Genomic DNA, 23,890 nt, shown 5'->3' on the forward strand with positions numbered 1-23,890 from the left:
TTATTCGGACACGCATGGCGTGAATCCACCCCTTGCTCAAGGGTCGCCCAGGCGGGGAGGGGGGACCTACCCGAGCGGGTAGGTGGAGGCGTACCCTGTAGGATGTGCACGCAACGTCAGGAACCGGCCCGTCATCATGGACTCAACAGCGCAGCCTCGCAACCCGCTTCACGGCATCACACTGGCCCGCATGGTCGAAGACTTGGCCGACTACTACGGCTGGGAAGAACTCGGCCAGCGCATACCTGTTCGCTGCTTCACTCATGAGCCCAGCGTGGCCTCCAGCCTGAAGTTTCTGCGCAAGACACCCTGGGCCCGAGAAAAGGTCGAAGGGCTGTATCTGTATACGCTGAGGCAGACGCGCCAGGCACAGTGAGGTAGCCAGCATGCATCTGATCCACCAAACACGTCGCTCAATGGTCCGCTTGGGACTTTGCCTGTGGGCAAGCTTGGCGCTGCATGTGGGCGGTGCTCAAGCCGGCAGCGAACCGAACGGCGACCCTTATCCTCCCAATGCCTATCGGTGTGCCGTGCTCGCAGGCGGAACGGGGGCGCGCTTCAGTGATGCCAAGATAGACGGCTTCTGGCGCGAGGTCAATCGCGAGGTAACGGGCCATGTGGCCGAGAGCTTGCGCTCAGGCACCTACGACATCGACATCGTCTTCACAGACGCCAAGGACGAAGGCAAGCAGCCGCCCAAGCCTTTGCTGGCGATGGCGCGCAGTCGGTGTGCGCAACTGATCCAGATCTCGCATCAAGTCGGCGATGACAAGGACGGTCGGTTCTTCGCTTTCGATGTGGCTGTCTTGCGTTTTCGAGGCAAGGGCTTGGGGGCCGCGTCTCAACCTGACGCGCAGGTGGTGGGTCAGGAAGACTACCGCAAGCGCTATCAGTATCCTTTGACGGACGACGTCTTCAAGCGCTTCAAGATAGGGCAATTTGCCGCCGAGGCCTTCCAGGATCTGATTGCTTCGGGTGTGATCGATGGCATCAAAGGTGCCACGCCGATCACCGAGGCCATGATGCGAGAGGAGTATGAACGCACCGTACCGCCATCGGCGGAGATGGAGTACAAGGCACGCCACATTCTGGTGGACACGCAAGCACAGGCGCAGGCGGTCATCAAACGCATCCAGGCCGGGGAGTCTTTTGACAAACTGGCCAAGGCCTTGTCAACCGATACCGGATCAGGTCAGGACGGTGGCGATCTGGGCTGGGCGGGCCCGGGCACGTACGTGAAGGAGTTTGGTCAGGCCTTGATGGCGCTGGCGCCAAAGGGATTGACCGAAGAACCCGTGCAATCTACTTTTGGCTGGCATGTCATCGAGTTGCAGGAAACACGGCCGACGCCCCGACCCTCATTCGATTCGATGAAAGCCATGATCACGGCGCGCTTGCGTCAACGAGCCAGGCGCGGCCGGCAGTGAGCCATCATGGTTTGTCGTGAGCGGTGCCCGGTGCCTTGTCTTTGTCCCGCTCCCGTTCTTTCTCCAGCAAGCGATCAAGCCGCGCACTGGCTCGGTTGCGCACGATGAATCGCTCCAGCATCGAGACCTCATCCATCAAGCGCAGACCCTGGCTGGTGCAACTGGCCAGCCGCGCTTCCTTGTCTGCCTTGCTCAGGGCGCTCCACCGCTTTTCTGCTGCATGGAGCATGTCGTCCGCCTGTGGATTGCGCAGGCCACGTTTGTAGGCTACGCCGATGAACACGAAGCCGTGCTCGACATCGCGCAGCATGGCTTCATCGCGGGCGGCCGTGCGGGCTTGCGTCTGACGGTCGATGACGCGGGCTTCCAAAGCCGCCGCGCAATCGGCTGCGTCCAGGAAGAAGCGCTGATCAACTGCCGAGCTGTCTTCGGCCTGAGCGAGCTGACTCAAGAGCGCTGCACACAGTGCGAAGGCGTGGACTTTTGTCATGGTTGGGCTAGGATTTGGCTCAATGCCTGTGTGTAGATGGGGAAGGCCTGGATGTCGCCGTGGCCAGCGCCGTCCACACGTATCAATTGCGCCCGAGCTTGCAAACGCTTCAGTGCCTGCGCATGCGAGAAAGGGATGAGGGTGTCTCGGTCACCATGAAAAATCACGATGCGGCCCGGCACGTGGGGCAGCCATTGATCCGTGTGCATAGGGTAACGCAAGACCACCGGGGGCACCCAGGGGTAGATCGATGTGGCCAGGGCTTCGATGCTCTGGTAGGGGGACACGAGGATCAGCAAATCACTGTGCACCTGCATGGCCAGACGGGTGGCCAGCCCGGAGCCCAGTGAGCGCCCGAAGATCACGTGCTTGAGGCCGACGTATTCCCGCGCAACTTGTTGCCATGCGCGCATCACGTCGTCATGCAGTTGTGCTTCGTTTTGTATGTGCCCGCTGCTTTTGCCGAACCCTCGATAGTCCAGCATGAACAGGTCGTAACCACTTTGCAGCCAGTAGTCATGGTTGGTGTACCAGGTTGCCACATTGCCTGCGTTGCCATGCAGGTAAAACACGATGCCTTTGGTGTGACGCTGCCCGTTGCGCAAGGGCTGGCGCAGGTGCAGGGCATGCAAGCGGGCGCCGGGTACGTCCACCCACTCTTCCTGTGTGTCGGCCTGCGTGAAGGCATGATCCTGCGCCAGCACCTCCGGTGCAAACAGCAAACGCTCTTGTCGAACCCACAGGAAGCCGACGGCGCCCATCCAGAGCAGCGCCGTCAGCAACAGCAAGGTGAGGCACAGTGTGCGAAGCCAGACCGGAATGCGTGGTGAAGATGCCATGAGCAGGGTGGTGTGCGATCTTGCCGTCAGCATGTGGCGCAGGCAAGATGCCGAGAAACACAAATGGGTGGGTATGAGTAGTTTGACAATTCGTGAGTTCCGTGCGCAAGACGCCGAGGTGGTTGATGCTTTGGTGCGTGAATCCTGGCTGGATCTGGCGGCTTCGATGCCTGGTTGGCATGAACTGGTTCCCAGATTGAACGCATTGACCCAGAAAGCAGATGACAGCGAGGTGCTGTTGGCCGAACGCGGTGGCCGGCTATTGGGTGCTGTGGGTTATGTCGGGGCCCATCAGGCCAGACCAGATTTTTTCCCTGCTGACTGGCCGATCGTGCGGCTCCTGTCGGTAGCGCCCTTCGGCCGTGGTTGCGGCGTAGGGCAGCGCTTGCTGGACGAGTGCATTGCCAGGGCGCGCCGAGATGGTGCGCCAGCGCTGGCCTTGCACACCTCGCCCGTGATGAAGGCCGCGCAAGGCCTGTATGCCAGGTCAGGCTTTGTCGTGCATCGCACCTTGCCGGATATGTATGGCGTGCCTTATCTGCTGATGGTCAAGACGCTGGGCTGAACACCGCCCATAATCCACCCTGATCCCTTACTTCACACAAGGATTGGCGATGTTGGAGCTGGTGCTGGGGCTGTTGATTTTCCTGGGCGTGCATTCGGTACGCATCTTCGCCGATGACTGGCGCACGCGAACCCGCGAGCGTATCGGCGCCTTGCCATGGAAGGGCGTTTATTCTCTGCTGTCCATCGCAGGCTTCGTGCTGATCGTCTGTGGCTTTGGTCAAACGCGGCTGGCGCCGGTGGTGCTGTGGGTGCCGCCTCTGCCCATGCGCCACATCGCGGCGCTGCTCACGCTGGTCACCTTCATCTTCCTGGTCGCGGCCTATGTGCCGGGCAATGCCATCAAGGCCAGGCTGCGTCATCCCATGATCCTGGGCGTGAAGGTCTGGGCCTTGTCTCACTTGCTGGCCAATGGGCAACTGGCACACGTGGTGCTGTTTGGTGCTTTCTTGCTGTGGGCGATCCTGGATTTCCGTGCGTCGCGTCAGCGTGATCGCCGTGATCCACCTGCCCCCTTGAACACGTCTGCCATCGCGACCGTGTTGACCGTGGTGGTGGGCGTGGCGGCATGGGCGGGCTTTGCCTTCTGGGGGCACCTGCACCTGATTGGCAAGTCGCCGATGGGTGTCTGATGGCGCATGTATCTGCAGGGTGCATGGCGCCTGGCAAGCGGCCGGTTGATCTTCAAAGCTACGCCAGGGCAGACATCCTCAAGGCCTTCAACAGCCGTTTGATGCCGCAGTTCAGCACCACCAGCGAGGTGGATGTGACCGGCATCAAGCGCGCTGCCGATGCGGCGGGTGTGTCGGTCTTCATCGCCATCAGCCATGCGGTATCTTGTTCGGTCAACGCTGTGCCGGAGTTGAGGCATCGCGTCATCGACGGCGTACTGTACGAATTCGATCGCGTGGATCCGGGCTACACCGTGGCCCGTGAAGGTGATCTATTTTCTTTTTGCGACGGTGTACATATCGAGGATTTCCGTCGGTACAAGGCTGACGCTACCGAGCGCATGAATGCCGTCAAGGCTGCGCCTGACTTGAGTGTGGGGCCCAAGCACCACATGTTCTTCATCACGAGCATCCCGTGGTTCAGCTTCACCGCCTTCACCCATCCCTATGACCCGATCTATGGCTATATCCCTGTGATCACATTGGGCAAGTTCATTGAGCGTGAAGGAAGCAAGGTGGTGACCATGCCGGTGGCCATTCAGGTTCACCATGGCGTGGTGGATGGCTTGCACGTCGGGCGTTTCTATACAGCTTTGTCTGAGCTGAGCGCGTCCGCCGCTGACTGGGTCTGTTGAGTGGGCTACCTGTCTGGGGTGTCTGCGAGGTGCCACCACGTGGGCAGCAAGCGCTGGATGTCACGCCGTCCATAGCGGTCATCGAGCAGCAGCACGACACCTTGATCCGTCACCGTGCGTATCACCCGGCCTGCTGCCTGCACCACCTTCTGCATGCCCGGGTAGACGTAAGCGTAGTCGTGCCCTGAGCCCATCAGATCATCCAGCCGCTGGCGAATCTGCTCGTTGACAGGGTTCACTTGCGGCATGCCCAGCGTGGCAATGAAAGCGCCGATCAAGCGTGATCCGGGCAGGTCGATGCCCTCCGAGAATGAACCACCCAGGACGGCAAAGCCGATGCCCTGGCCATCGGGCGTGAAGCGGCTCAGGAAGGCCTGCTGTTCGCTCTCCTGCATGCGGCGGGATTGCTTCCATATCGGGATGTCTGGGTGCACCACCTCCAGCAGCGCGGCCACCTCCTGCAGGTAATCGTGGCTGCTGAAAAAGGCCAGATAGTTGCCAGGCCGGTTGCGGTACTGCTCGGCCATGGCCTGCACCACGGCCTGCATGGATGCCTGACGGTCCTTGTAACGGGTGGAAATGTGCCTGGCCACGCGTACATCCAGTTGTGAGGATTCGAACGGCGAGGGCACATCGATGTTGGCCGTGCTGTCGGGCAGGCCCAGCATCTGGTGGACATAGCGTGGTGGCTGTAGCGTGGCGGAAAACAGCGTGACCGATCGCGCAGCTTCAAAGCGCGGTTTGAGGAAGGGGGCCGGCACCACATTGCGGATGCACACGGTGGATGAGCGCTTTGCACCCCATTGCCGCAGCGTGATGTCGAACAAGCTGTGTGAGGCGAACAGCTCGGCCATGCGGGCAAAGTGCAGTGCCTCCAGGTAGAAGGCTTGCAGTTCGCCGTCCACTTCGGTGGGGTGCTCGGACAAGTGGGTGGTAATCGCACCGATGGCGTGCTGCAGGGCCGTCATCCACGCGTCCGGTAACTCGCTTTGCACAGCGTAGGCATCGGTTTGATCGCTGTGCAGCGCCTGCCATGCTCGGCGAAGTCGATCCAGCGGCTTCTTCAATTCAGGTGGCGCGTTCTGCCGCACGCCCTGCAGGCTGTCCTGATCCAGCTCGGCTGAATACATCTTGCGGCCGCGCTCCACCAGGTTGTGCGCCTCATCCACCAGCACGCCTACGCGCCACTGTTGTGCCTGCATGAGCCCATGCAGCATGGCGTTGAGATCGAAGTAGTAGTTGTAGTCCCCCACGATCACATCGCACCAGCGCGCCATCTCCTGGCCCAGGTAGTAGGGGCAGATCTGGTGCTTCAAGGCCACGGTGCGAATGGTGGCCTGATCGAGCAAGGCGTCGTTTTGCGAGGCCGCTTCTGCACGTGCGGCCGGCAGCCGGTCATAGAAGCCTTGGGCCAGCGGGCAGGACTCCCCGTGGCAGGCCTTGTCAGGGTGTTCGCATGCTTTGTCTCGGGCTATCAACTCCAGCACACGCGTGTGGCCTGGGCTCAGGCGCTGCATGGCCTCCAGCGCCAGCGCACGCCCCGATGACTTGGCCGACAGAAAGAACACACGATCCAGCTGCTGCCCGGGGCAGGCCTTGAGCATGGGGAACAAGGTGCCCACCGTCTTGCCGATGCCTGTGGGTGCCTGAGCCAGCAGGCAGCGTCCGGACACCACGCCCTTGTAGACCGATTCGGCCAGCACGCGTTGCCCGTGCCTGAACGATTCATGCGGAAAGCGCAGCGCGGACAACGCGGCGTCCCGTGCCTGGCGATGCGCCATCTCCTGCTGCGCCCAATCCACAAAACGGCCGCACAGTTCCTCAAAAAAACCTTGCAGTGCGCTGGCTGCATGGCGTTCGGTCAGCACCGTTTCCTTGTTGGTGCCGATGTCCAGATAGACCAAGGCCAGTTCGATCTCGTCGAGTTGCAAGGCCAGGCACAACAAGGCCCCGTAAACCTTGACCTGAGCCCAGTGCAGATGCCGATGGTTGGCCGGCATGGCATCAAGCTTGCCCTTGAAAGTCTTGACCTCTTCCACGCGTTGGCGACGAGGGTCATAGCCGTCTGCGCGGCCACGCACCAGCAAGGGCCCCCAGCGGGTACTCAGGCTCAACTCACTTTGATAGCCGGTGCCTCGTCGCGATGCCACCAGCGCATGCCCTTCGATGCCCTCCTGAGCCGAAGGCGTGGGCGTGAAGCGCAAGTCCAGATCTCCCTGCTTGGCCGTGAACTCGCACAGCGTGCGCACGGCCACCACATAGCTGGGTGCATCCAATGGCGTTGAGGTGTCAGAGCTCGCGTTGATTGGTGTGTTCATCCGCTTGCTCGCCCAGCAGTGCTTGGGCGTCCTGCTGGGCCTCGTCGCGCCAGGGCGTGGTCTTGGCCAGCGCCATCCACACGGGGAAGGGCACCGTCATCGGCGCATGTCGGGCAGGCCGCAACTGCTCCAGGCGGCCGTTGTCCAGATCACCGTGGATCACCCACACACCCAGATCCTGCGGGATTTCGTTGGGCTGCGCGATACCGGCGGGGAACACGTAGTAGCAGGCGCTGCACAACCACTGGTAGGACTCGCGCTTGGCGGCGTGTCGAAGGTCCGAGAGCAGATCAGCCCGGCTGACCTTGATCTCATGCACCACCGGTTGCAGATAGGCTTCCACCGAGGTGTGCCGAACGGAGAACACATCGGGCCGGGCCATGCGCCAGGTGCCTTTGGGCTCTGCTGGTTCTGCGGGCATGGAACCCGCATCCAGATCATCCTGCGTCCACAAGGCCAGATCCGGCAGGGCCTCCGAGGTCTGCAGCGCAGCAGGGGGCGCGTCTGCGTCACCCTTGACCAGCGCACGCAGGGACAGCTCGGTCCAGACCAGTCGGCCGCCCTGGTTCAGTTGTCGCGCCACGCGCTGCACCAGGCGCTCATGCCGGCTCATGGCCCGCAGATTGCGTTGACGGCTGGCGACCAGCACATCAAACCCTTGTGGGGTGAGTTTCAGCGTTTCATGGCCGTGCGCCGATGCGGCCAGTTCCAGCAGGCCTGCGGCCAGCAGATCCAGCTCGATCGGATCACGGCAAGGCCAACCTGCCGAGCGCCAGACCTTCATCAGGCGCGACAGGTGGGTTCGGCTCAGAACGGGGGGCTGTACATCGCTCATCACTGTACAAGTATACAGTGATGGCGTGCTGTATCAGGCGCGGGCGTCGCCCCAGCGGTAGGCGCTGCCTTCTTCGCCCTGGTAGGTGGTATGGCCGTGGCGGTCCACCACATACAAGGGCGAGGCAATCACTTCCATGAAGGCCTGGTCCACATTCAGGCGTGTGTAGTCGAACATCACGCTGCGCGTCACATTGCCACCTGCGCGCACGCGGCAACCATGGCCAATCCAGGTGGGGCCTTGAATCGTAGCGCCCGCTTCAATGCACGAGCCCGAACCGATGTAGACGGGCCCCGTGATGTTGACCTTATCCCAATCAACGCGCGTGTTCAAACCGACCCACACGCCAGGGCGAACCTGCTTGCCCGGCATGCGCATGTCAGCGATCTGGCCCGCCAGCACCTGCTGCAACACCGACCAGTAATCGCTCACCCGACCGATGTCGAGCCACTGGAAGGGGCGGCTTTGCGCATAGAAAGGCAGGCCCTGCGCCACCAGCATGGGGAACAACTGGCTGCCAATGTCGAACTCCTTGCCGGGCGGGACCAGTTCCAGCACGGCAGGTTCAAACAGGTAAATGCCGGTGCTGGCCAGGTTGGACAGCGCATCGGCAGGGTTGGGCTTTTCCTGGAAGGACTGGACCTTGCCTGATGGATCCGCCACCACAATGCCGTAGTTCTTCACCTGGTCACGCGGTACTTCCAGTGTCACCACACTGGCCATGGCACGCTTGGCCTTGTGCTCGGCAATGGCGGTGGTGATGTCCAGATCGATGATCGCGTCACCACAGATCACCAGCGTCGTTTCGTCAAAGAAACCGCTGAAATCCTGGATGTGGCGCATGCCGCCCGCCGAGCCCAGTGGTTTGGGCACGATCTCGCCGTGGTCGCGCACGCCTTCATACGAGTAGCCGATCTCCACACCCCAGCGGCTGCCGTCACCAAAGTAGTTCTCGATCTTCCAGTGGTGATAGGCCACGTTGATCATGATCTCGCGCACACCATGGCGGGCCAGATGCTCGATCAGGTATTCCAGCACCGGCTTGCCGAGAATGGGTACCATGGGTTTGGGCATGCCCTTTGTGAGCGGGCGGATTCGTGTGCCTTGGCCAGCGGCCAGGATCATGGCTTTTGTCATGGTTTTACAGTGGTGGGCGTAGGTCGAAAATGCGTTGTTGATGATGCCAGCGGCCTGCGTCGGCAAGATGACATCATCGTCAATCAGCCATGGATCTGGATGGTGGTGGACATGGCCGTGATCAGGCCCAGCGCAGCCAGCGCTGCGGCGCCTGGGACAGACCACTTCAGCAGCATCACGGCGATGGCGGCACTCCACAGCAGCAGCAGCAAAGCAAAGCGCACCCATTGCCCCCGAACCAGTGCGAGCAGCCATGGGAAAGCCACCAGCACAGGTGGCAAGAGCAACTGAATCAGCAGGGCTTTCATGCTGCGGCCTTTTTCAACGTCTTGAGGTGCTCGGCCAGTCGAATGGCAAAGCCCATCAGGAACATGGTGGGCCCGCTATAGCCCGCTGTGGGGTACACCGCGCTGCCTGCCACAAACAGGTTGTCGATACCGTGGACCTTCACGTTGGTGTCGACCACCCCATCCTCCGGGCGCGCGCTCATGCGCGCGGTGCCCATGTGGTGGAAGTGACCGCGCACGATGCCCCGGATGGTGTCCGGTGTCAGTGGCGGGGCACTCACCGTGCCCAGATCCAGTCGTTTGAGTTCCTGTGAAACCAGCTCATTGCCGCGGGCAAAAGTCTTGTAGTCCAGATCCGTGAACGACCACTTGATGATGGCTTTGCGCGAGCCGAGTGCGTCGCGCTCCGGACTGAGCATCACACGCGATTCCCGGTTGGGCTCCTGCTCGGTGCGGTGGTCCAGGTTGAAGGCAATGGGTGCAGCGGGCTGGATTTCCCACTTGTTCATCAGATGCTTGTAGCTGCCCGGCAGGTCGCCCACAACACGGCCCAAAGCCTTGAGGGCTTTCATGTCGCCCGGCTTCCAGAACCCGTCTCCGAGCTGCTTGAACGCTTCTTGTGTGCGCTCGAAGTCATACACGGGCAGGAAGCGGCAGTAGTACTGCAGCATGCCTTCGCGCTTCATGGTCGCGGCATTGAGGCTGAAATTGATGTTGAGAGATGACTTGAGCATCTCGCCAGCGTTATACAGGCGCAAGAACTTCTCGTTGGGGACGAAGCGCCCGGACACCAGTTGTGGGTGCTCCATGAAATGTCGCCCCACGTTGTCATGCTGGTTGCCAATGCCGCCAGGGATCACGTCATCGGAGTCCAGCAGCAGACGGGCGTTTTCCACGGCGTGGGCCGCCAGCACAAACCAACGCGCCTTGACCTTGAAGGGCGCCTTGTCCAGGGCGCGCACGCTCACGGCATCAATGTGCGAGCCGTTCTGCGCTGCATGGATCCTGGTGACATTGGCGTGAAGCAACACGCGCAAATTGGCCTGCCTCGTCAGCTGGTCCATCCAGATCTGGCCTTGCAGCTTGCGTGTGGTGATCTGAAAGACCTTGGTCAGCCAGATATCAGAGTGCCGATCAGGCAGGTCTGCTGGGTCGATGTTGAAGCGCCGGGCCTGAAAGGCCGGATCAAAGCCTTCCATGCTCAGGCCAAGATCAGCCGCCGCCCGCTTGACGTACGGTGTGAGCTCCGCTTCGCCAATGGGCCAGGGCGCGATGCCCAATTCCGGGCGGCCCATGAAGTCGATGGGATCATTGGGGCGGCAGTATCCAGCCCAGTGGTTGCTGGTGCCGCCGAAGTAACGCAGGCGGCACGCCGTCATGTCGTAGTACTTGATGTCTCGACGTTCAGCCTGGTAGAGGGCCTGCGTGGGGCCTTCCAGCTTGAGGCCGCCCGATTCCAGCATCAGCACGTCCAGGCCGCTGTCGGCCAGGTAGCGTGCCAGCGTGATGCCGGCAGCGCCAGCACCCACGATGCAGACATCCGCCTGCAGCGGTTCCTTGAAGTCCTGCTCTCTGGCGTCGACGAACTTGCTCATGCCGATACCTTCTGACGCATGGCAGCCAGTACGCCGATTTGCGTGTTGCTCAGGCCGATCCCGTGCAACTCGTGTACGCGCCCATGCGCCAGATCATCACGGTGCAGCAACTGCAACAGGCTCTCCATGCCGCTCGGGCCCGTCAGGCCTGCAGCCTGCACATGCGCCGAGACGGACAGGCATGCCCGTTGACACACCTGTGCTGGCAAGGCATCGGTGACTTTGATGGCCAGTGCTTGCAGCGCTTGCGGCTCCAGGGGGAACAGTGTGTCTGCATGGGCCGACGCCAGCCAGTTCACGCCGGGTGCGGTTGCAGCACCGAGCAAGGAGGCCTTGATCAAGCCTCTGCGCGACAGATGTGGCGATGGGTGCTGTTTCGAACGGGTCATTCTTTGCTCTGCAGGTAAGCCACGATCGCCTGAACATCTGCCGGCGGCCAGCCGGCCAGCGCCATTTTGGTGCCGGGCGCAAACTGCTGTGGATTGGCCAGGAAGGCGCTCAGCTTGTCTGGCGTCCAGTTGTCGCTTTGCTTCTGGAGCGCTTCAGAATATTCATATCCTTCGGCGCGGCCAATAGGCCGCCCGATCAGGCTGACCAGGTTGGGGCCGACGAAATGGGTGCGCTGATCCAGGTAGTGGCAGGCCGCGCAGGTTTCGGCAATGGCTTGACCGCGTTGAATGAGGGCCTGCGTGCGTGGGTCTCCCTCATCCTGTTTGACCACGAGCAAACGGTAGACCATATTGCCGCCGACATACAGCAGCAGCAAGGCCAGCGTGCCGTAAATCAAACGAATATGTTTGGCGCCCATCAGTTCCTCGTCAAATTGTCTGCGCAGCCGATATTGGCTGTGGTTTTCTCGATGCTACGCGAGCGCGGTGTTGCTGTGCGGGCTTCCCCTTGATTGGGGGGACACCCGATTCGGGGTGTATTACCGCTTATCTTGCTTTACCCAATCGACGGAGGACTGAATACCTTGCTTCAAGCTTGTCCAGTTGTCGATCAGTTGCGCGCTGGCTTTGTTGCTATTCAATCTGATGTCCTGCGTCCATAGTCGACTGAGCGAAGGGGGAATAGGGTCAGGAATATGCACACTCCTTAATTTGAGTTTGCTCACCAATATCTCCAGAACCTTCAAGCCGATGCTCAGTACTTTGGAATCCAGCTTCAACTGTCGCCTGGTGATGCGCTTGACCGGGGTGAACTGCAAGCCCCTTGCAAGCGCCACGAAGTAGCCGTTCCAGTCGGGTGCATCAGGGCAACTGAGGTTGTAGGCGCCTCTTGCATGGGGGCGCTGAACCGCGTGGGCAACGGCCTGAACCACGTCGTTCACATGGACCAGGTTGCTGAAGCCATCACCGGCCGCGCCCAGATCGCCGATGCGCCTGCTCTTGAGCAGCCTGGCGATACGGCCAACCCATTGGTCGCTGCCGGGGCCATAGACGCAGCCGGGCCGCAGGATGACCACGCGGCATGTCTGGTTGTCCAGGCCCGCGAGGATCTCTTCTGCATCGCATTTGGCTTCGCCGTACCAGCCGCCGTCACGTCGCAGGGGGGCGGACTCCAGGATAGGGCCGATGGACGAGCCATAGACCGCCATCGAGCTCAGGTGAACGATCGTGGGGACTTGTTGCTGTTGGCAGGCTTGAGCCAGGATGCGTGCGCCTTCCCGGATGGTGTTGGCATCACCGGCCACACAGTTCACGACCGCGTCCACACCCTGCAGCGCCTGTGTCATCTGCTTGACGTCCAGCGTATTGACGCTGATGGTTGGCCAAGGCGGCGTTCTGACGGATGTGGCCTGGCGGCTGGCGGCAATAGGCTGGATGCCTTGAGTCGCGTGGAGCTGCTCCATGACCTTGTGGCCAATGAAACCCGTCGCGCCCAGAACAAGTACTTTGATGGTCATGATGCCTGGCGTGCAAGGGTCTTGAGGTGGGCCGCGAGACGCAGCGCCAGGGCGACGATGGTCAGGGTCGGATTCGCCTGGCTGGATGTCGGGAAGGTGGCTGCACTGGCAACGTACAGGTTGCCAACGTCATGCAGCCGGCCATCAGCGTTCACCACGCTGGTTCGCACATCGGTGCCCATGCGGGCTGTACCAATGTGGTGGCCACCATAGGCGCCATACATGGTGAGGTCATCCGCCAGGGTCTTGGGGTCATAGGTCAGCTCACCCACACCACAGCGCTTGAACTCGCTGGCCATCAGGGCGAGCATCTTGTCCACCGACACGATGTCAATGTCCGAGTAGCGCCAGTCAACGCGCGTGCGTGGCATGCCCAGCGCATCCTTGTCAGCGGTCAGCGTGATGCGGCTGTCCGGATTGGGGGCCTGCTCGCCATGCACATCCAGGCTGAACAGATTGGTTCTGTTCTTCAAGACGACAGACGGGAACTTGCGTTCCGACAGCGTGCGATAGCGGATCCAGTGCAACAGGAAGGCCGTGGTGTCAAACGGATCGGTCATCACGTTCAACAGATGTCTGGCGTACCGGCCCAGCGAATCACGCTCACCCGATTGCAGGCGCTTGCCGTATTCGTAGCTGATGAAGTTCTTGGCCAGGAACAGGCCTGACAGCACACCGTTGCGGTGGGCGGGATCGGTGATGGTCGGGAAGTGCAGGCGGGCGATCACGTTGGCCACGCCCAGTTCACGTTGCAGCTCGGCCGGCATGCTGAAGCGGCGTCGGCAGTACACGCCCTCAGCTGACAGGTCATAACCATGGTGGATGGCCGATGTCTTGCCTTTGAAGACCACCTTGCCGATGTTGCCCGCAATGTGGCACATGTAGTAGCGGCCGACCTGGTCAAAGCGGTTGCCAATCCCGGTCGTCATGACGTCGCGTGAAGCCAGCAACAGGCGCGCCACCTCGATGCCACCTGTGGCCAGGACAAAACGCGTTGCACTCACCTGAAAGCGTTTGCCATCCAGCGTGCCGCAGACCAAATGCTGTACGGTTTGCCCGCTGGCATCAAGCTGGATGTGGCACACATTGGCCTGCAGCATGATCTCGACGTTCTGACACTCGGCCAGGCGGTGTCTGTAGCGCGCAGCAAAGTTGGTCGGGCAACTGAAACGCTCCAGTTGATCGCACAGGATGGTGTTGCTCTGGAAGCCTTCGATGACGGGCGGTGCATCAGGCAAGGCGGATCGAGCGCTGTAGTCGAAGTCGCCTGCTTCGATCAATTCGTTGGCGCGCGGATAGTAGGGGGCGACATCATCAAAGCCGATGGGCCAGCCACTGTGGGCAATGTGCTCGCGCTTTTCGAAATCGATGGGGTTGAACGGCATGCTGCGCCCACCCCAGATCGTGGTCGAGCCGCCAAAGACGCGTTTGCGGTATTTGTCAGGCGGGCTGTGCATGCGCTCGTCCGCCACTTCCCCTGCGTAAAGCGCCTGCGTCGCTTCGTCGTCCTTGTCGCCACCGGACTCCAGCAGCAGCACCTTCAGTCCGGATTCACGCAGGGCCATGGCCATGGCCAGCCCGGCCGCACCGGCGCCCACGATGCACACATCTGCCGTCAGATTGGTGCCTTGGGGCACGTCACGCGCATTCGAGATCATGATGTTTGTTGCCGGTCGGATTGCGACGCACAGAAGCCGAAACGCTCCTGGTGGATGCGAGCCACGTTGCGAAAGAAAACGTCCATGGAGAACTTGCGCGTGTAGATGTCTGCGCCACCTGTTTCCAGGGTGATGCGCAGCGGCGGGTTGTCCATCAAGGTGCAAAACGCGTTGGCGATCCCTTGCACATCGCCCGGTTGCACGAACCAGTTATCGACACCGTGGGTCAGCACGGCAGGGATCTCACCGACGGGTGTGGCAATCACTGCCACGCCTTTGGCCAGTGCCTCCAGGATGACCAGTGGCAGCCCTTCGTCGTACGAGGGCAGGATCAGCACATCGGCATGGGCGATCAGCTTGGCCGCCTTGGCCTGATCTGCCCAACCGACGAATTCGGTGTTGTCCGGTACGCCCAGCGTCCTGGCCAGCGCCCGGTAGTGCTCGACGTCGCCACCACCCGCCAGGCGCGCATGCCACTTCGATTGCCGCGCTTTCATCTCTGGAGACGCCAGCGCCTTGAGCAGATCCGACACCCCCTTGCGCTCCATGAGGTTGCCCAGGAACAGGATGTTGAAGGGGCCATTGGGGTCAAAGGCCCGGCGTGGCTCCTTGCTGCCGGGCACGCCATTGATCAGGATTTCGACCTGCGATGCTGGCACGCCGAGTTCTTCGATCACGAAGCGACGCGCCTGCTCACCCAGCACGACCACCAGGCTGGCCGATGCAAAAATCCATCTCACCAGCCATTGAAGTGGGCCAGGCAGGCCGCGATAGAAATGATGCAGCTGGGCGGCATGCAGGTGCAGGACCACAGGCAGGCCCAGGGCACGCGCCAGCAGGATCAGCGCACCCTTGCGAAACAGGCTCAGGCGTTCGGCCATGTTGACATGCAGGCCAACGAGCCGCCCGCTCAGGCGGCCGAACAAGACCTTGAACATGGCCAGGATCAGGATGGGGGGCGAGAAGATGGCGCGCCCGCCACCACGGGTGTCCAGCACGCGCAGATCAGCTGTGCCGGCACCCTCTGTCTGGGCCTGGATCAAGTAATCGACCACCTTGTACATGCCGCCACCCATGGGAGCCCATGGGCAGGCCAGATAGATGTAGGGCTGCTGGCGCTTGCTCAAATCGGAACCTATTTGGTACGGTGGGAGGCCTTGAGGCGGGAAAATACTTCGCGCATGAATATCTGGGGGAAGGCCCAGGCGTCATAGGCATAACGACCGGTGAGCCGCTTGGGCTCTTGATAAATCCGATAAGCCCATTCCAGCGCCAGCATTTGCACCCAGTCGGGCGCACGTTTTTTCTCGCCCGCCAGAAAATCGATGGTGGCGCCCACACAAAACGCCACACCCACCTTCAACTGGTTCTGGAATTTGTGAACCCAGATTTCCTGCTTGGGGGCGCCCAGACCGATGACCAGCACGTCCGGATGGGTCGCGTTGATCTGGGCCATGATCTGTTCGCAGGCTTGCGGATCATTCTCGAATCCAAAATCCGGGCTCAAGGTGCCGACAACCTTGACGTGCGTTCCCCAGCGTTCAGCGATCAACTCGGCCGCGCTGTCTGCGACGCCAGGGCCAGCGCCAAACAGGAACACGGTGATCACCTGGCGGCGTTCCACCGCCCCATCAAACACGGCAGGCACGAGGTCGCTACCGGGCACGGTTTCTGGCAGCGAGCGCCCCAGAATCCATGAGGCCAGCACCAGTGGCTTGCCATCCGCCACCACCATGGCGGCATCCTTGTAGGCTGCTGCAAAGGCCTGGTCTTTTTCCAGCTTGACCACGTGGTCGATGTTGGGCGTGACGACGTAGTCGCAGGCAAACTGCTTTCGGTTGACCAAGGCATATACGCGGTCGACAGCGCCACGCATGTCTACCGCATCAAATTCAATATCAAACAGATGTGCCTTGTTCATGTCCAGCTTACTTATTGAACGTCAGCAAGAAAAAAGTCGTGGGGCCATGGCTGGCGGCGAAATTGTCCAGTGCCACGCTGACTTTTTCCGTTTTCGTCGTCAAGGGCGTATTGTCGCCCAGGGCGCCATTCAAATGTAGTGAGGTCAACACGCCATTTGAGGGGGTTGCCCTTTCCAGATCGAGGTTGGCCGTGATTCTGCGCAGCCTGGCGGGCAATTTCCCAAGGTCCTCCAATTGTTTGCGGCCGGGGTCCTTGAAACTCATGCCTGTGTTTTCCGCATCGGATGCCAGCACGATCAGGATTTTCTGGCTGCTTTTGAGCGCCAGCCCATCCAGCGATATCAAGCCGAGCAGGCCGCTGCCACTCAAGTGGCGAACGGTCAGGCTGCCGAGCTTGATCGGCGCAGTCAGTTTGCGTGCAGCCAGGGCTTCGGTGCGTGGGCTGTTGACGGCGAACTGGTCCTTGTGGGTGTCGAGCGTCACTTCTCCTGTGCCCGACTGGTAGATGCCCTTGTCGACATCGCTCAGGTTGTCGCCGGGCAGCAGCCCTTTTCGCTTGAGCAGGGCCACATGGTTGCTCAAGCGCGGGATGGCCGACCACTTCGTCAAGGGGGGCAGCAGGCTGTTGTCGGCAGATTCGTTGTGGGTGATGGCCAAATCGACCCGTGTCAACCAGGCCAGGTAGCTGATGTCATCAGGTGGGAGGCCATTGCCGCCCGAGTCGAATGCAGCTTGCCTGGACAAAGGCAAGGTCAGCCCTTTATCGAAAGGCCGCAGATCGCCACGCATCATGATCGCGGCGGCCAGCGTTTCGCCTGCGCGGGCGATCGGGTCCAGGCCCACGCCATAGGGCAGGATCTGACGTTTGAACAAGAACGTTTCGGTACTGCTCAGATCGATGGCGCCAGACGCGTGCAGGCACGCAAAGTTCCACCCTTGCAGGCGCGCCATCGCTGGCACGGTCAAGCCCGCTTCATAGCGGTATTGATTCCAGAATGGTTGGCCGTATTCCGTGACGGAAAACGCCTTGCCTTTTTGCCGCGTCATGGCCAGCCAGCGCGCATAGCGAACACCATCGCCCAGCGAGCTGGTTTGCTGGATCGAGGTGCCTGGCGACCACGCGAACGACTCGTCGTGGTAGGCGTGCATGTCCACCCAGTCAAAGGCCGAGCGGCTGACACTGGTCTGAAACGCCGGCCAGTTGTTGTATGACGTGATCCAGCCCTTGAAACCCAGCGAACGCAGGTACTCGCTCATCCAGGCGGCTGTCTTGCCTTCCAGTTCGCTCATGAAGCGTTGCGCATCAGCCGCCTTGGCGCCCGTCACCTTGGGCCCTTGGGGCAGGCTCACGGCATTCAGATCCAGGTCGTCGCTGGCATCCTTGCTGGCTTTCCATTTCCTGGCCAACCCATCATTGTTGAGGCCTTGCTGTTTGAGCCAGGCATTGAAGGCCGTGTCCAGGCCATCCGGCCAGCGTTGCCGCGTGGTGGCCAGGTAGTTCAAGCCGTTTTCGTTAACGAGGATGATGCCCAGCAAGGCCGGATCCGCGATCACCTTGACCTTGGTATAGGGGTTGACCATGGTCAGCAGCCGGCGGTTCAGCTCCCGCCAATGCTGCTGGGCCCGTTCGTTCAGGTAGACCTGTTCCTTGAGCTTGTGCTTTTTGACCCACCGGTGCGGATACACGCCACCCAGTGCGCCGTTGTCGGAACTCAGGGCATCGAATACCCAATTCACACCCAGGCGCTTGAGTTCGGCCAGGAAGAAAAGCCAGTTGTCCAGTTGCTGGGGATCAAAGTCGAAGTCCTCGTCCCGCTTGGCCATCAGCGTGGCCTCGACATAGTGAAAGCGCACGACGTTGTAGCCGTGACGCTTCAACTGCTGCGCATACCGGCTGGCGGTCTGGTGATCTGGAAAGCCGCCGGTGGCTGGGCTCCAGGCCAAGGAGGCGCAATGCATGCGTGCGTGCCCGGAAGGGTCTTGCGCCTGCGTCGTCCATGCGCTGAAATCCAGGGGGCTGCCCGGTGCGATTTCCAGGTTGGTGTCCTGCACGGTTGCCCATTGCACAGTCTCCACGCCTGCTGTGGAGGCCGATCCGTGCAGCGCGATGGTGCATAGCAGGGTAGCAAGCAAGCGAACAGTTCTAGTTGGGGCCCTCATGTGATGAACGGCTTTATCTGTTCTTTACCGACGTACGTGGGGATCAAGGGCAGTGTGCGTTGCGCTATTCTGCACCCTTAGTACGGAAGGTATGGGCGTTGAAGGGGGAAGCTGTTGCGACCACAATCCACGGAACAAGGCTGCGGCATGGACGATCCAAGACGTAATGGCATAGATACCAAGCCTAAAGCTGCGACGTTTCGTGCTCATTAAGATAAGTGGTGTTACAGCCAAGCATAGTGGGCCCCACCAGTGCAAGTTCCCCATGATTGCCATCAAGCTCAGCAGCAGCGTCGTCAAGATCCAGCATGTTGCGATGAGATAGACGCGCAACTCGCGCAAGTCTTTGAGCAGTAGCTTTTGGTGTGGCTTGCCCAGGCTGGCTCGAACAATTTCTCCAATTCCGAAGATGTAACGGCTGCGCCATCGCCGCTTCAACAGCGCAAACGCATCTATGGTGTGGCCGAAGTGGTCAACGGCATCAACAGGAATGCGAACAAGTTTGTACCCTGCACTGCGTAGTCGAATGGCCAAGTCCAGTTCCTCATACGAATGCAGGTTGCGATTTGTCAAATACCCAACCTGCTCAATTGCACTCCGGCGATAGAGGCCACCTCCGTCCAATCGATCCACGGGGCCTGGCTGCATGTTGACTGGTGCGCGAGCTAATCTGGCTTGAAACTCTAGACTGTCGGTATTGCGTTCTACTAGTCGACCTCCTACTCCTGCGATGTCAGGTTCTTTGCTCATCAGTTCGATGGCCTTCTCCAGGAAACCTTGTCGCATTTGCATGTCACCATCCAGCACGTAGAGGTACTCCCCTTCTGCGTACTGATAACCCAGTTGCGCACCCACGCCACAGCTTCTGTCTTCAGCGCGCGTAAGTTGCGCAATTTTGATCGGGTAGCGTTGAGCGATTTCAACAGTACGGTCGGTTGACAATGAATCGGCTAGGATGACTTCGCCATTCAACGCAGCAACGGCGGCCAATGCACTTTCAATAGTGGCTGCGATCTTGGCTTCTTCGTTGAGCGCCTTGATGATCACCGACACTCTCTTGTTCATCGCATCACCTCCTGAAGGCGATCTACGGAGCCGAATGCCCTAGATCTCCACTCTGGAAGCTTGTCTGCAAGCAGTGACTTGATTGCTGGCTCATCGTGGATCAGCAAGTCCAGGCCTTCCATCAAGGTGGTGCTGGTGACCTTCGGCGTTTCCAACACGTAGCGCAGGTCACCGAACAGGTCCTTGTTGATGCCCTTGGCTTTGACGCTGTAGGCAATGGACAAGGTAGGCACGCTCATGGAGATGGCGCCAATGGTGGCGTGTGTGCGTGCGCCCATGAAATAGCGCATCTTCGACAACAGGTGCTTCAGTTGGCCCGCATTGAGTTTGTTGGGGGCCATGCGCACGCGGTCGCTCAGATCGGCAACCTGGTTCAACAATCCGCGCATGTAATGGCTGTCCGAGTTGAACACCGAGTTGTCCAGCGGGTCCACATGAGGCAAGAGCAGCACGCGCAAATTGCGCTTGCTTACCACGTCGCGGATGAAGGCGACGACTTCGCGGTCAAGCTGTTGCTTGGATTCTTCGCTTTCGCGAAAGCCTCGGATCAGTGGGCTCACGTTCAGGCCGACCACGTCCTGGCCGTCGCCATCGATCAGCTGGCTGACGTCGAAGGCCTCGGGCTGCAGATTGAAGGCAGGGTCGGCGACCAGGCTGACGTTTTTCAATCCCAACTGCTGCTGTAGATACCTAAGCGACTCAGTTTCACGAACCGTGATGGCATCGTAGGCGGCCAGGTGTTTGACCATGAAGCGTTCCACGCCAGGCTTCTTGGTGAAGGGGCCAACGGAGGCTGCCCACAAGATGGTTTTGAGGCCCATCTCCCGCGCGTTGTCGACGAGGCCAGACCACTCGTACAAAGAGGGTACACCGTAGTCCAGCGAAATCACGTCGCCACCCGTCATGATCAGGCCTTGGCATTGGCGAAACTGTTGCACTTGCTTGGCACCCAACGAAAAGCTCGGGCGTGTGCGTTCCTCCAGGGGCGGCAGGACGCGCGTGGCGCGCGACCACCACTTGACCGCTGTCGGGAACGGGGGCGCATCCACAAACTCGATACCCATCTGTGCGGAGGTGGGCCATTGGGCCTGGTCTGCCTGGATGTCATACGACGGGCACAGGAAGCTGGCGTCAGGGATGCGCTGACGGATCATCCAGGAAGTCGAGCGAATCAAGGCTTCGCAACCACGATTGCCAAAATTGTTTTGGCCGGCGAAAAAGAACTTCATCAGGAAGTGGCTCCGGTATTTTTTGTGGAAATGATGCGGGCGGGCACGCCAACGGCGATGCAGCCGGCCGGGATGTCTTTGAGCACCACGGCGTTGGCGCCAATCTGTACATCGTCGCCAATGTGCACCTTGCCCAGAATCTTGGCGCCAGCACCGATGTTGACGCGGTTGCCAATGACGGGGGCATCAAAAGGGGTGTTCAGATGCCTGTTGCCGATGGTCACCCCTTGGCGCACGATGCAGTCGTCGCCGAGCACGGCGTTGCCATGAATCACGATGGCACCGGAGTGTTCGATGACCAGTCTGCGGCCGATTTTGGCTGACACGCCAATGGTGGCACCGAACAGCATTTCTGCCCATTTGGCCAGGAACAGGTGGATCACGCCCAGGGGAATGCGAATCAGTTTGCTGTTGAAACGATAGCGCAGGTGGCCAAATCGGTAGACCTGCAATGCCCAGAAGCCCAGAGACAGCAAGCCTTCTTGTGCCACCCTGAGGTCTTCAAGAAAAGCAAGGTTCTTCATATGTGCGTGAGGATGTCCGAGGTACTCCGTCGGGGAGAGCGCGCCACGACACCATTTTCTTGAGGATAACCAACGGCAATGAGCATGATGATGCGACGGGCTGGATGAAGCCCCAGGACCTCATGCGCAGCTTTGTCCAAAGCAGGGGGGACACACCAGTTCAGGCAGCAACTGCCCACGCCATGGGCGCGCAGTGCCAGTATCAGGCTCATGGCGAACAGCCCGCCGTCAATGTAGGGTTCGTGTCGCTCGGAGGCATCGAAGAAGCCTCGCTCGTCTGCCGTGATGACGGCAATGTGCGGGGCCAGATGCCCGAAACCCTTGTTGCCATTTTGAAGATCCAGCAATTGCTTGCGCTTCTTGGGGTCATCAACCAGGATCACGGCACAGGGTTGGCGGTTGCAGGCGGATGGCGACAGTTGCGCCAGGGATACCGCGTGTGCCAATACATCCGATGAGACGGGGTCAGGCTTGAAGTCACGCACGCTGCGACGCACATTGGCCAGGGCATCAAAGGTCGTGCCCAGCAGGTCTTCGCTGACCTCGGCGGGCAGTGCTGGTTGGTACGGTGTGCTCAGGTGTGCTTGCGCCGGCACGTCATCGAAGCGCTGAAGGAATTGCGCAAGCTGGGGTGCAATCACTTGCCGAGGATCCAGTTGGCGCTCGTTGATCCGCGCGAGATAGCAGCGCAGGGTTTCGATGGCGCCCAGGAACACCTGATCCTGTCGAGGCAAATTGGCGCGAACCCAGCGATCGAGCAGATTCATGACCGAAGCGGCCGGCTCCAGGCCAAAGAGCCTGGGCGTACCCGGCATGACCAGGCCCTTCTCCAGCTTGTGATACTGAAACAGCAGTTCGGCACTCAGCGCCCAGGCCTCGCGTTGCGCCCAGGGCCAGAACATGAAGCGATAGGTGTGCCGGATGTCGTGCAGGAAATAGCGCAGCATGGCCAGGCGTTTGAGTTCCTGCTTGGCGCGCCAGTAACGCCCCCAGATGGCTGGGCGCGCTTGCATGGCCTGTTTCAATCGGCTTTTCAGGGATGTAGGGGCGCCGAGACTAGCGTTCATGATCGGACTACCAGGCAAATAGCGGGCGGGGGAGCGCCTTGTTGATGAGTGCGCTCTCCTGCTTTTCGAAAGGTTTCAGGATCCAGGCGACGACGAGAAAGGTCAGACCACATGCCAAAGACATTGTCATTAAGCATAACAATGAGGGCGGGTCTGCTGGGAACAGTTGGCGTACGAGTGGCATCGTGGCAGCGCCAGCGCCAGCAGAAGCAGCCATCTTCAGCAGGCTGAGAATCTGGGTGGTGAAGGCCAAGTCGTGGCGTTTCAGCGCGCGGTTCATGATCAGGCACCAGATCATTTCACTCAAGATCAAACCTCCGCAAATGGCCATTGGGCCAAGCCATTGTGCAGATGCAAGACTCAGTCCAAGGCCCATCAAACCTCCAATTGTGCCTCGCAGGCTGGCGCGGCTTTCCTCCGCCACCAGTGCGAGCAGGCCCAGCACGGCGTGCAAGGTTTGAAACACCAGCAGCACGACCAGCATCATCATGTAGTTGCCAGAGTCAGGAAATTTCCCGCCGGACAGCAATCTGGCCACATCATTGCCCGCCATCAACAGGATGGCGATGAAGGGGCTGAGGAAAAAAACGTTGACTTTGAAGAGCAAGTTGCCCATGGCCACGAGATCTTCGGGTGATCGACCATTTTGCCTGGCGGCAACGAACACAGGGCGAACCATGCCAATCAACAGGAACACCGGCAGGTAGCGCTGGAGCATGGCATTGAGCATGGCCGCGAAGCCGAATGCACCAGTTTGGGCTGCACTGGCCAGTTTGGTAATGAGCAACTTGGCTGCGTCGGGGCCTTGTGCCAGGCCGAGAACCTGGGCGCCGAAGGTGGGCAGCGCAAAGGCGCGAATTCGCGCAAAGGTGATGTCGTGTTGTGCCTGGTGTTGGCCGGCGGGTTCGCGTTCCAGGCGTGTCAAATAGGCGTGCAGCAAGAAGATGGACACCAACGCACCTAGGCAACTGGCCCCGGCTTCAACCACAATCCAGTGCAGCAAGTCCAGATTTTGCGCGTGGCCAGTGGTACTGAGCAGGTAGGCCGCTGCGGCCAGTCGCAGGCCGTTGCGAATCAGGATGGAGATTTGTGCATAACCCTGCAACAGCAAAGAGTCGAAAACGACGTCCAGGAAGCGCGCCAGCCCTTCGGACAGGATGACCAGCCCGTAGAGGCGAATGGCTGGCACCATGGCTGGTAAATCCAGCCACATGGCAACCGTGCCGGCAAACGTGTGCAGCAGCGCCACGGCCAACGCCAGCGTCACCAGCCGGAACGCAGTGAGTTGCCAGGTCAAGCGCTGGAGCGCTGCGCCATGTTGGCCTATGCGTAACTCAGGGATGTATCGAAACGCTGCATTGATGGACCCGAAATTGCTGGACAGTTGGACGATTTCCAGCAGGGCCGTGAGTGCAATGTAAGTCCCGTATTCGGCTCTGGGCAACAGACGCACGAGCGTCAGCAGGAGCAAGAATCCGACGACCGCCGTGAACGTCTTCCCACCAAGGAAATGAATCAATCCCCGCTTGACCTGGGACTGTGAGTAAGCTTCTTGGGTCAT

At 60.4% G+C, this 23,890-nt stretch carries 24 protein-coding genes; 5 read left to right on the plus strand and 19 right to left on the minus strand.

The features are described 5' to 3' along the window. Positions 1-136 precede the first annotated feature (136 nt). Positions 137-376 (plus strand): VF530 family protein, encoded by a 240-nt coding sequence (locus HY836_RS12400; RefSeq protein WP_290676463.1) that lies wholly within the window; start codon positions 137-139, stop codon positions 374-376. A 10-nt stretch (positions 377-386) separates the two neighbouring features. Beyond that, on the plus strand, positions 387-1,427 hold the full coding sequence (locus tag HY836_RS12405; protein ID WP_290676464.1) for a peptidylprolyl isomerase: 1,041 nt from the start codon (positions 387-389) through the stop codon (positions 1,425-1,427). A gap of 4 nt (positions 1,428-1,431) precedes the next feature. Here the strand turns inward: HY836_RS12405 and HY836_RS12410 are convergent, their stop codons facing one another. Both HY836_RS12410 and HY836_RS12415 read right to left on the minus strand, forming a co-directional pair. Continuing rightward, positions 1,432-1,917: a hypothetical protein gene (locus tag HY836_RS12410; RefSeq protein WP_290676465.1), complete on the minus strand. Its 486-nt coding sequence runs from the start codon at positions 1,915-1,917 to the stop codon at positions 1,432-1,434. Continuing rightward, positions 1,914-2,756 (minus strand): alpha/beta fold hydrolase, encoded by an 843-nt coding sequence (locus HY836_RS12415; protein WP_290676466.1) that lies wholly within the window; start codon positions 2,754-2,756, stop codon positions 1,914-1,916. Before HY836_RS12415 ends, HY836_RS12410 begins: the two co-directional genes overlap by 4 nt. A gap of 73 nt (positions 2,757-2,829) precedes the next feature. Here HY836_RS12415 and HY836_RS12420 point away from each other — a divergent pair, with 73 nt between their 5' ends. The 3 genes from HY836_RS12420 to HY836_RS12430 are packed head-to-tail and all read left to right on the plus strand — an operon-like array spanning position 2,830 to position 4,626. Continuing rightward, a complete protein-coding gene (locus tag HY836_RS12420) occupies positions 2,830-3,321 on the plus strand; it encodes a GNAT family N-acetyltransferase (protein ID WP_290676467.1) in 492 nt (163 codons plus the stop codon). 49 nt (positions 3,322-3,370) lie between these two features. Then, on the plus strand, positions 3,371-3,952 hold the full coding sequence (locus HY836_RS12425; protein WP_290676468.1) for an NnrU family protein: 582 nt from the start codon (positions 3,371-3,373) through the stop codon (positions 3,950-3,952). A gap of 23 nt (positions 3,953-3,975) precedes the next feature. Then, the gene (locus tag HY836_RS12430) at positions 3,976-4,626 is read left to right on the plus strand and encodes a CatA-like O-acetyltransferase (protein WP_290676469.1); all 651 of its coding nucleotides are present in this window, start codon (positions 3,976-3,978) and stop codon (positions 4,624-4,626) included. 5 nt (positions 4,627-4,631) lie between these two features. On the opposite strand, the gene HY836_RS12435 is transcribed toward HY836_RS12430, so the two are convergent. From HY836_RS12435 to HY836_RS12515, 17 genes are all read right to left on the minus strand, one after another. Further along, on the minus strand, positions 4,632-6,944 hold the full coding sequence (locus tag HY836_RS12435; protein WP_290676470.1) for an ATP-dependent DNA helicase: 2,313 nt from the start codon (positions 6,942-6,944) through the stop codon (positions 4,632-4,634). Further along, a complete protein-coding gene (locus HY836_RS12440) occupies positions 6,916-7,779 on the minus strand; it encodes a hypothetical protein (RefSeq protein WP_290676471.1) in 864 nt (287 codons plus the stop codon). The genes HY836_RS12435 and HY836_RS12440 overlap by 29 nt, the downstream gene beginning before the upstream one ends. 33 nt (positions 7,780-7,812) lie before the next feature. Next, positions 7,813-8,916: an NDP-sugar synthase gene (locus tag HY836_RS12445; protein ID WP_290676472.1), complete on the minus strand. Its 1,104-nt coding sequence runs from the start codon at positions 8,914-8,916 to the stop codon at positions 7,813-7,815. A gap of 83 nt (positions 8,917-8,999) precedes the next feature. Beyond that, the gene (locus tag HY836_RS12450) at positions 9,000-9,224 is read right to left on the minus strand and encodes a hypothetical protein (protein ID WP_290676473.1); all 225 of its coding nucleotides are present in this window, start codon (positions 9,222-9,224) and stop codon (positions 9,000-9,002) included. Then, on the minus strand, positions 9,221-10,798 hold the full coding sequence (locus tag HY836_RS12455; protein WP_290676474.1) for a GMC family oxidoreductase: 1,578 nt from the start codon (positions 10,796-10,798) through the stop codon (positions 9,221-9,223). The genes HY836_RS12450 and HY836_RS12455 overlap by 4 nt, the downstream gene beginning before the upstream one ends. Next, on the minus strand, positions 10,795-11,187 hold the full coding sequence (locus HY836_RS12460) for a hypothetical protein (protein ID WP_290676475.1): 393 nt from the start codon (positions 11,185-11,187) through the stop codon (positions 10,795-10,797). The genes HY836_RS12455 and HY836_RS12460 overlap by 4 nt, the downstream gene beginning before the upstream one ends. Continuing rightward, a complete protein-coding gene (locus HY836_RS12465) occupies positions 11,184-11,606 on the minus strand; it encodes a c-type cytochrome (protein WP_290676476.1) in 423 nt (140 codons plus the stop codon). Before HY836_RS12465 ends, HY836_RS12460 begins: the two co-directional genes overlap by 4 nt. 120 nt (positions 11,607-11,726) lie before the next feature. Beyond that, positions 11,727-12,704, minus strand: coding sequence for an NAD(P)-dependent oxidoreductase (locus HY836_RS12470; RefSeq protein ID WP_290676477.1), 978 nt, complete (start codon positions 12,702-12,704; stop codon positions 11,727-11,729). After that, complete coding sequence (locus HY836_RS12475) at positions 12,701-14,362, minus strand: GMC family oxidoreductase (protein ID WP_290676478.1); 1,662 nt, start codon at positions 14,360-14,362, stop codon at positions 12,701-12,703. The genes HY836_RS12470 and HY836_RS12475 overlap by 4 nt, the downstream gene beginning before the upstream one ends. After that, complete coding sequence (locus HY836_RS12480) at positions 14,359-15,489, minus strand: glycosyltransferase family 4 protein (RefSeq protein WP_290676479.1); 1,131 nt, start codon at positions 15,487-15,489, stop codon at positions 14,359-14,361. The genes HY836_RS12475 and HY836_RS12480 overlap by 4 nt, the downstream gene beginning before the upstream one ends. 8 nt (positions 15,490-15,497) lie before the next feature. Continuing rightward, positions 15,498-16,283 (minus strand): WecB/TagA/CpsF family glycosyltransferase, encoded by a 786-nt coding sequence (locus HY836_RS12485; protein WP_290676480.1) that lies wholly within the window; start codon positions 16,281-16,283, stop codon positions 15,498-15,500. A 7-nt stretch (positions 16,284-16,290) separates the two neighbouring features. Beyond that, positions 16,291-18,417 carry a hypothetical protein gene (locus HY836_RS12490; RefSeq protein ID WP_290676481.1) on the minus strand — a complete coding sequence of 709 codons (2,127 nt, stop codon included), beginning with the start codon at positions 18,415-18,417 and terminating at the stop codon, positions 16,291-16,293. A gap of 51 nt (positions 18,418-18,468) precedes the next feature. Further along, the gene (locus HY836_RS12495; RefSeq protein ID WP_290676482.1) at positions 18,469-19,509 is read right to left on the minus strand and encodes a glycosyltransferase; all 1,041 of its coding nucleotides are present in this window, start codon (positions 19,507-19,509) and stop codon (positions 18,469-18,471) included. Beyond that, complete coding sequence (locus HY836_RS12500) at positions 19,506-20,738, minus strand: polysaccharide pyruvyl transferase family protein (RefSeq protein WP_290676483.1); 1,233 nt, start codon at positions 20,736-20,738, stop codon at positions 19,506-19,508. Before HY836_RS12500 ends, HY836_RS12495 begins: the two co-directional genes overlap by 4 nt. Continuing rightward, on the minus strand, positions 20,738-21,262 hold the full coding sequence (locus HY836_RS12505; protein ID WP_290676484.1) for a serine O-acetyltransferase: 525 nt from the start codon (positions 21,260-21,262) through the stop codon (positions 20,738-20,740). The genes HY836_RS12500 and HY836_RS12505 overlap by 1 nt, the downstream gene beginning before the upstream one ends. Next, positions 21,259-22,275 (minus strand): nitroreductase family protein, encoded by a 1,017-nt coding sequence (locus HY836_RS12510; protein ID WP_290676485.1) that lies wholly within the window; start codon positions 22,273-22,275, stop codon positions 21,259-21,261. Before HY836_RS12510 ends, HY836_RS12505 begins: the two co-directional genes overlap by 4 nt. A gap of 61 nt (positions 22,276-22,336) precedes the next feature. Further along, positions 22,337-23,890: a hypothetical protein gene (locus HY836_RS12515; RefSeq protein WP_290676486.1), complete on the minus strand. Its 1,554-nt coding sequence runs from the start codon at positions 23,888-23,890 to the stop codon at positions 22,337-22,339.

Source organism: Aquabacterium sp., assembly GCF_016234775.1.
Taxonomy (GTDB): Bacteria; Pseudomonadota; Gammaproteobacteria; order Burkholderiales; family Burkholderiaceae_C; genus Aquabacterium.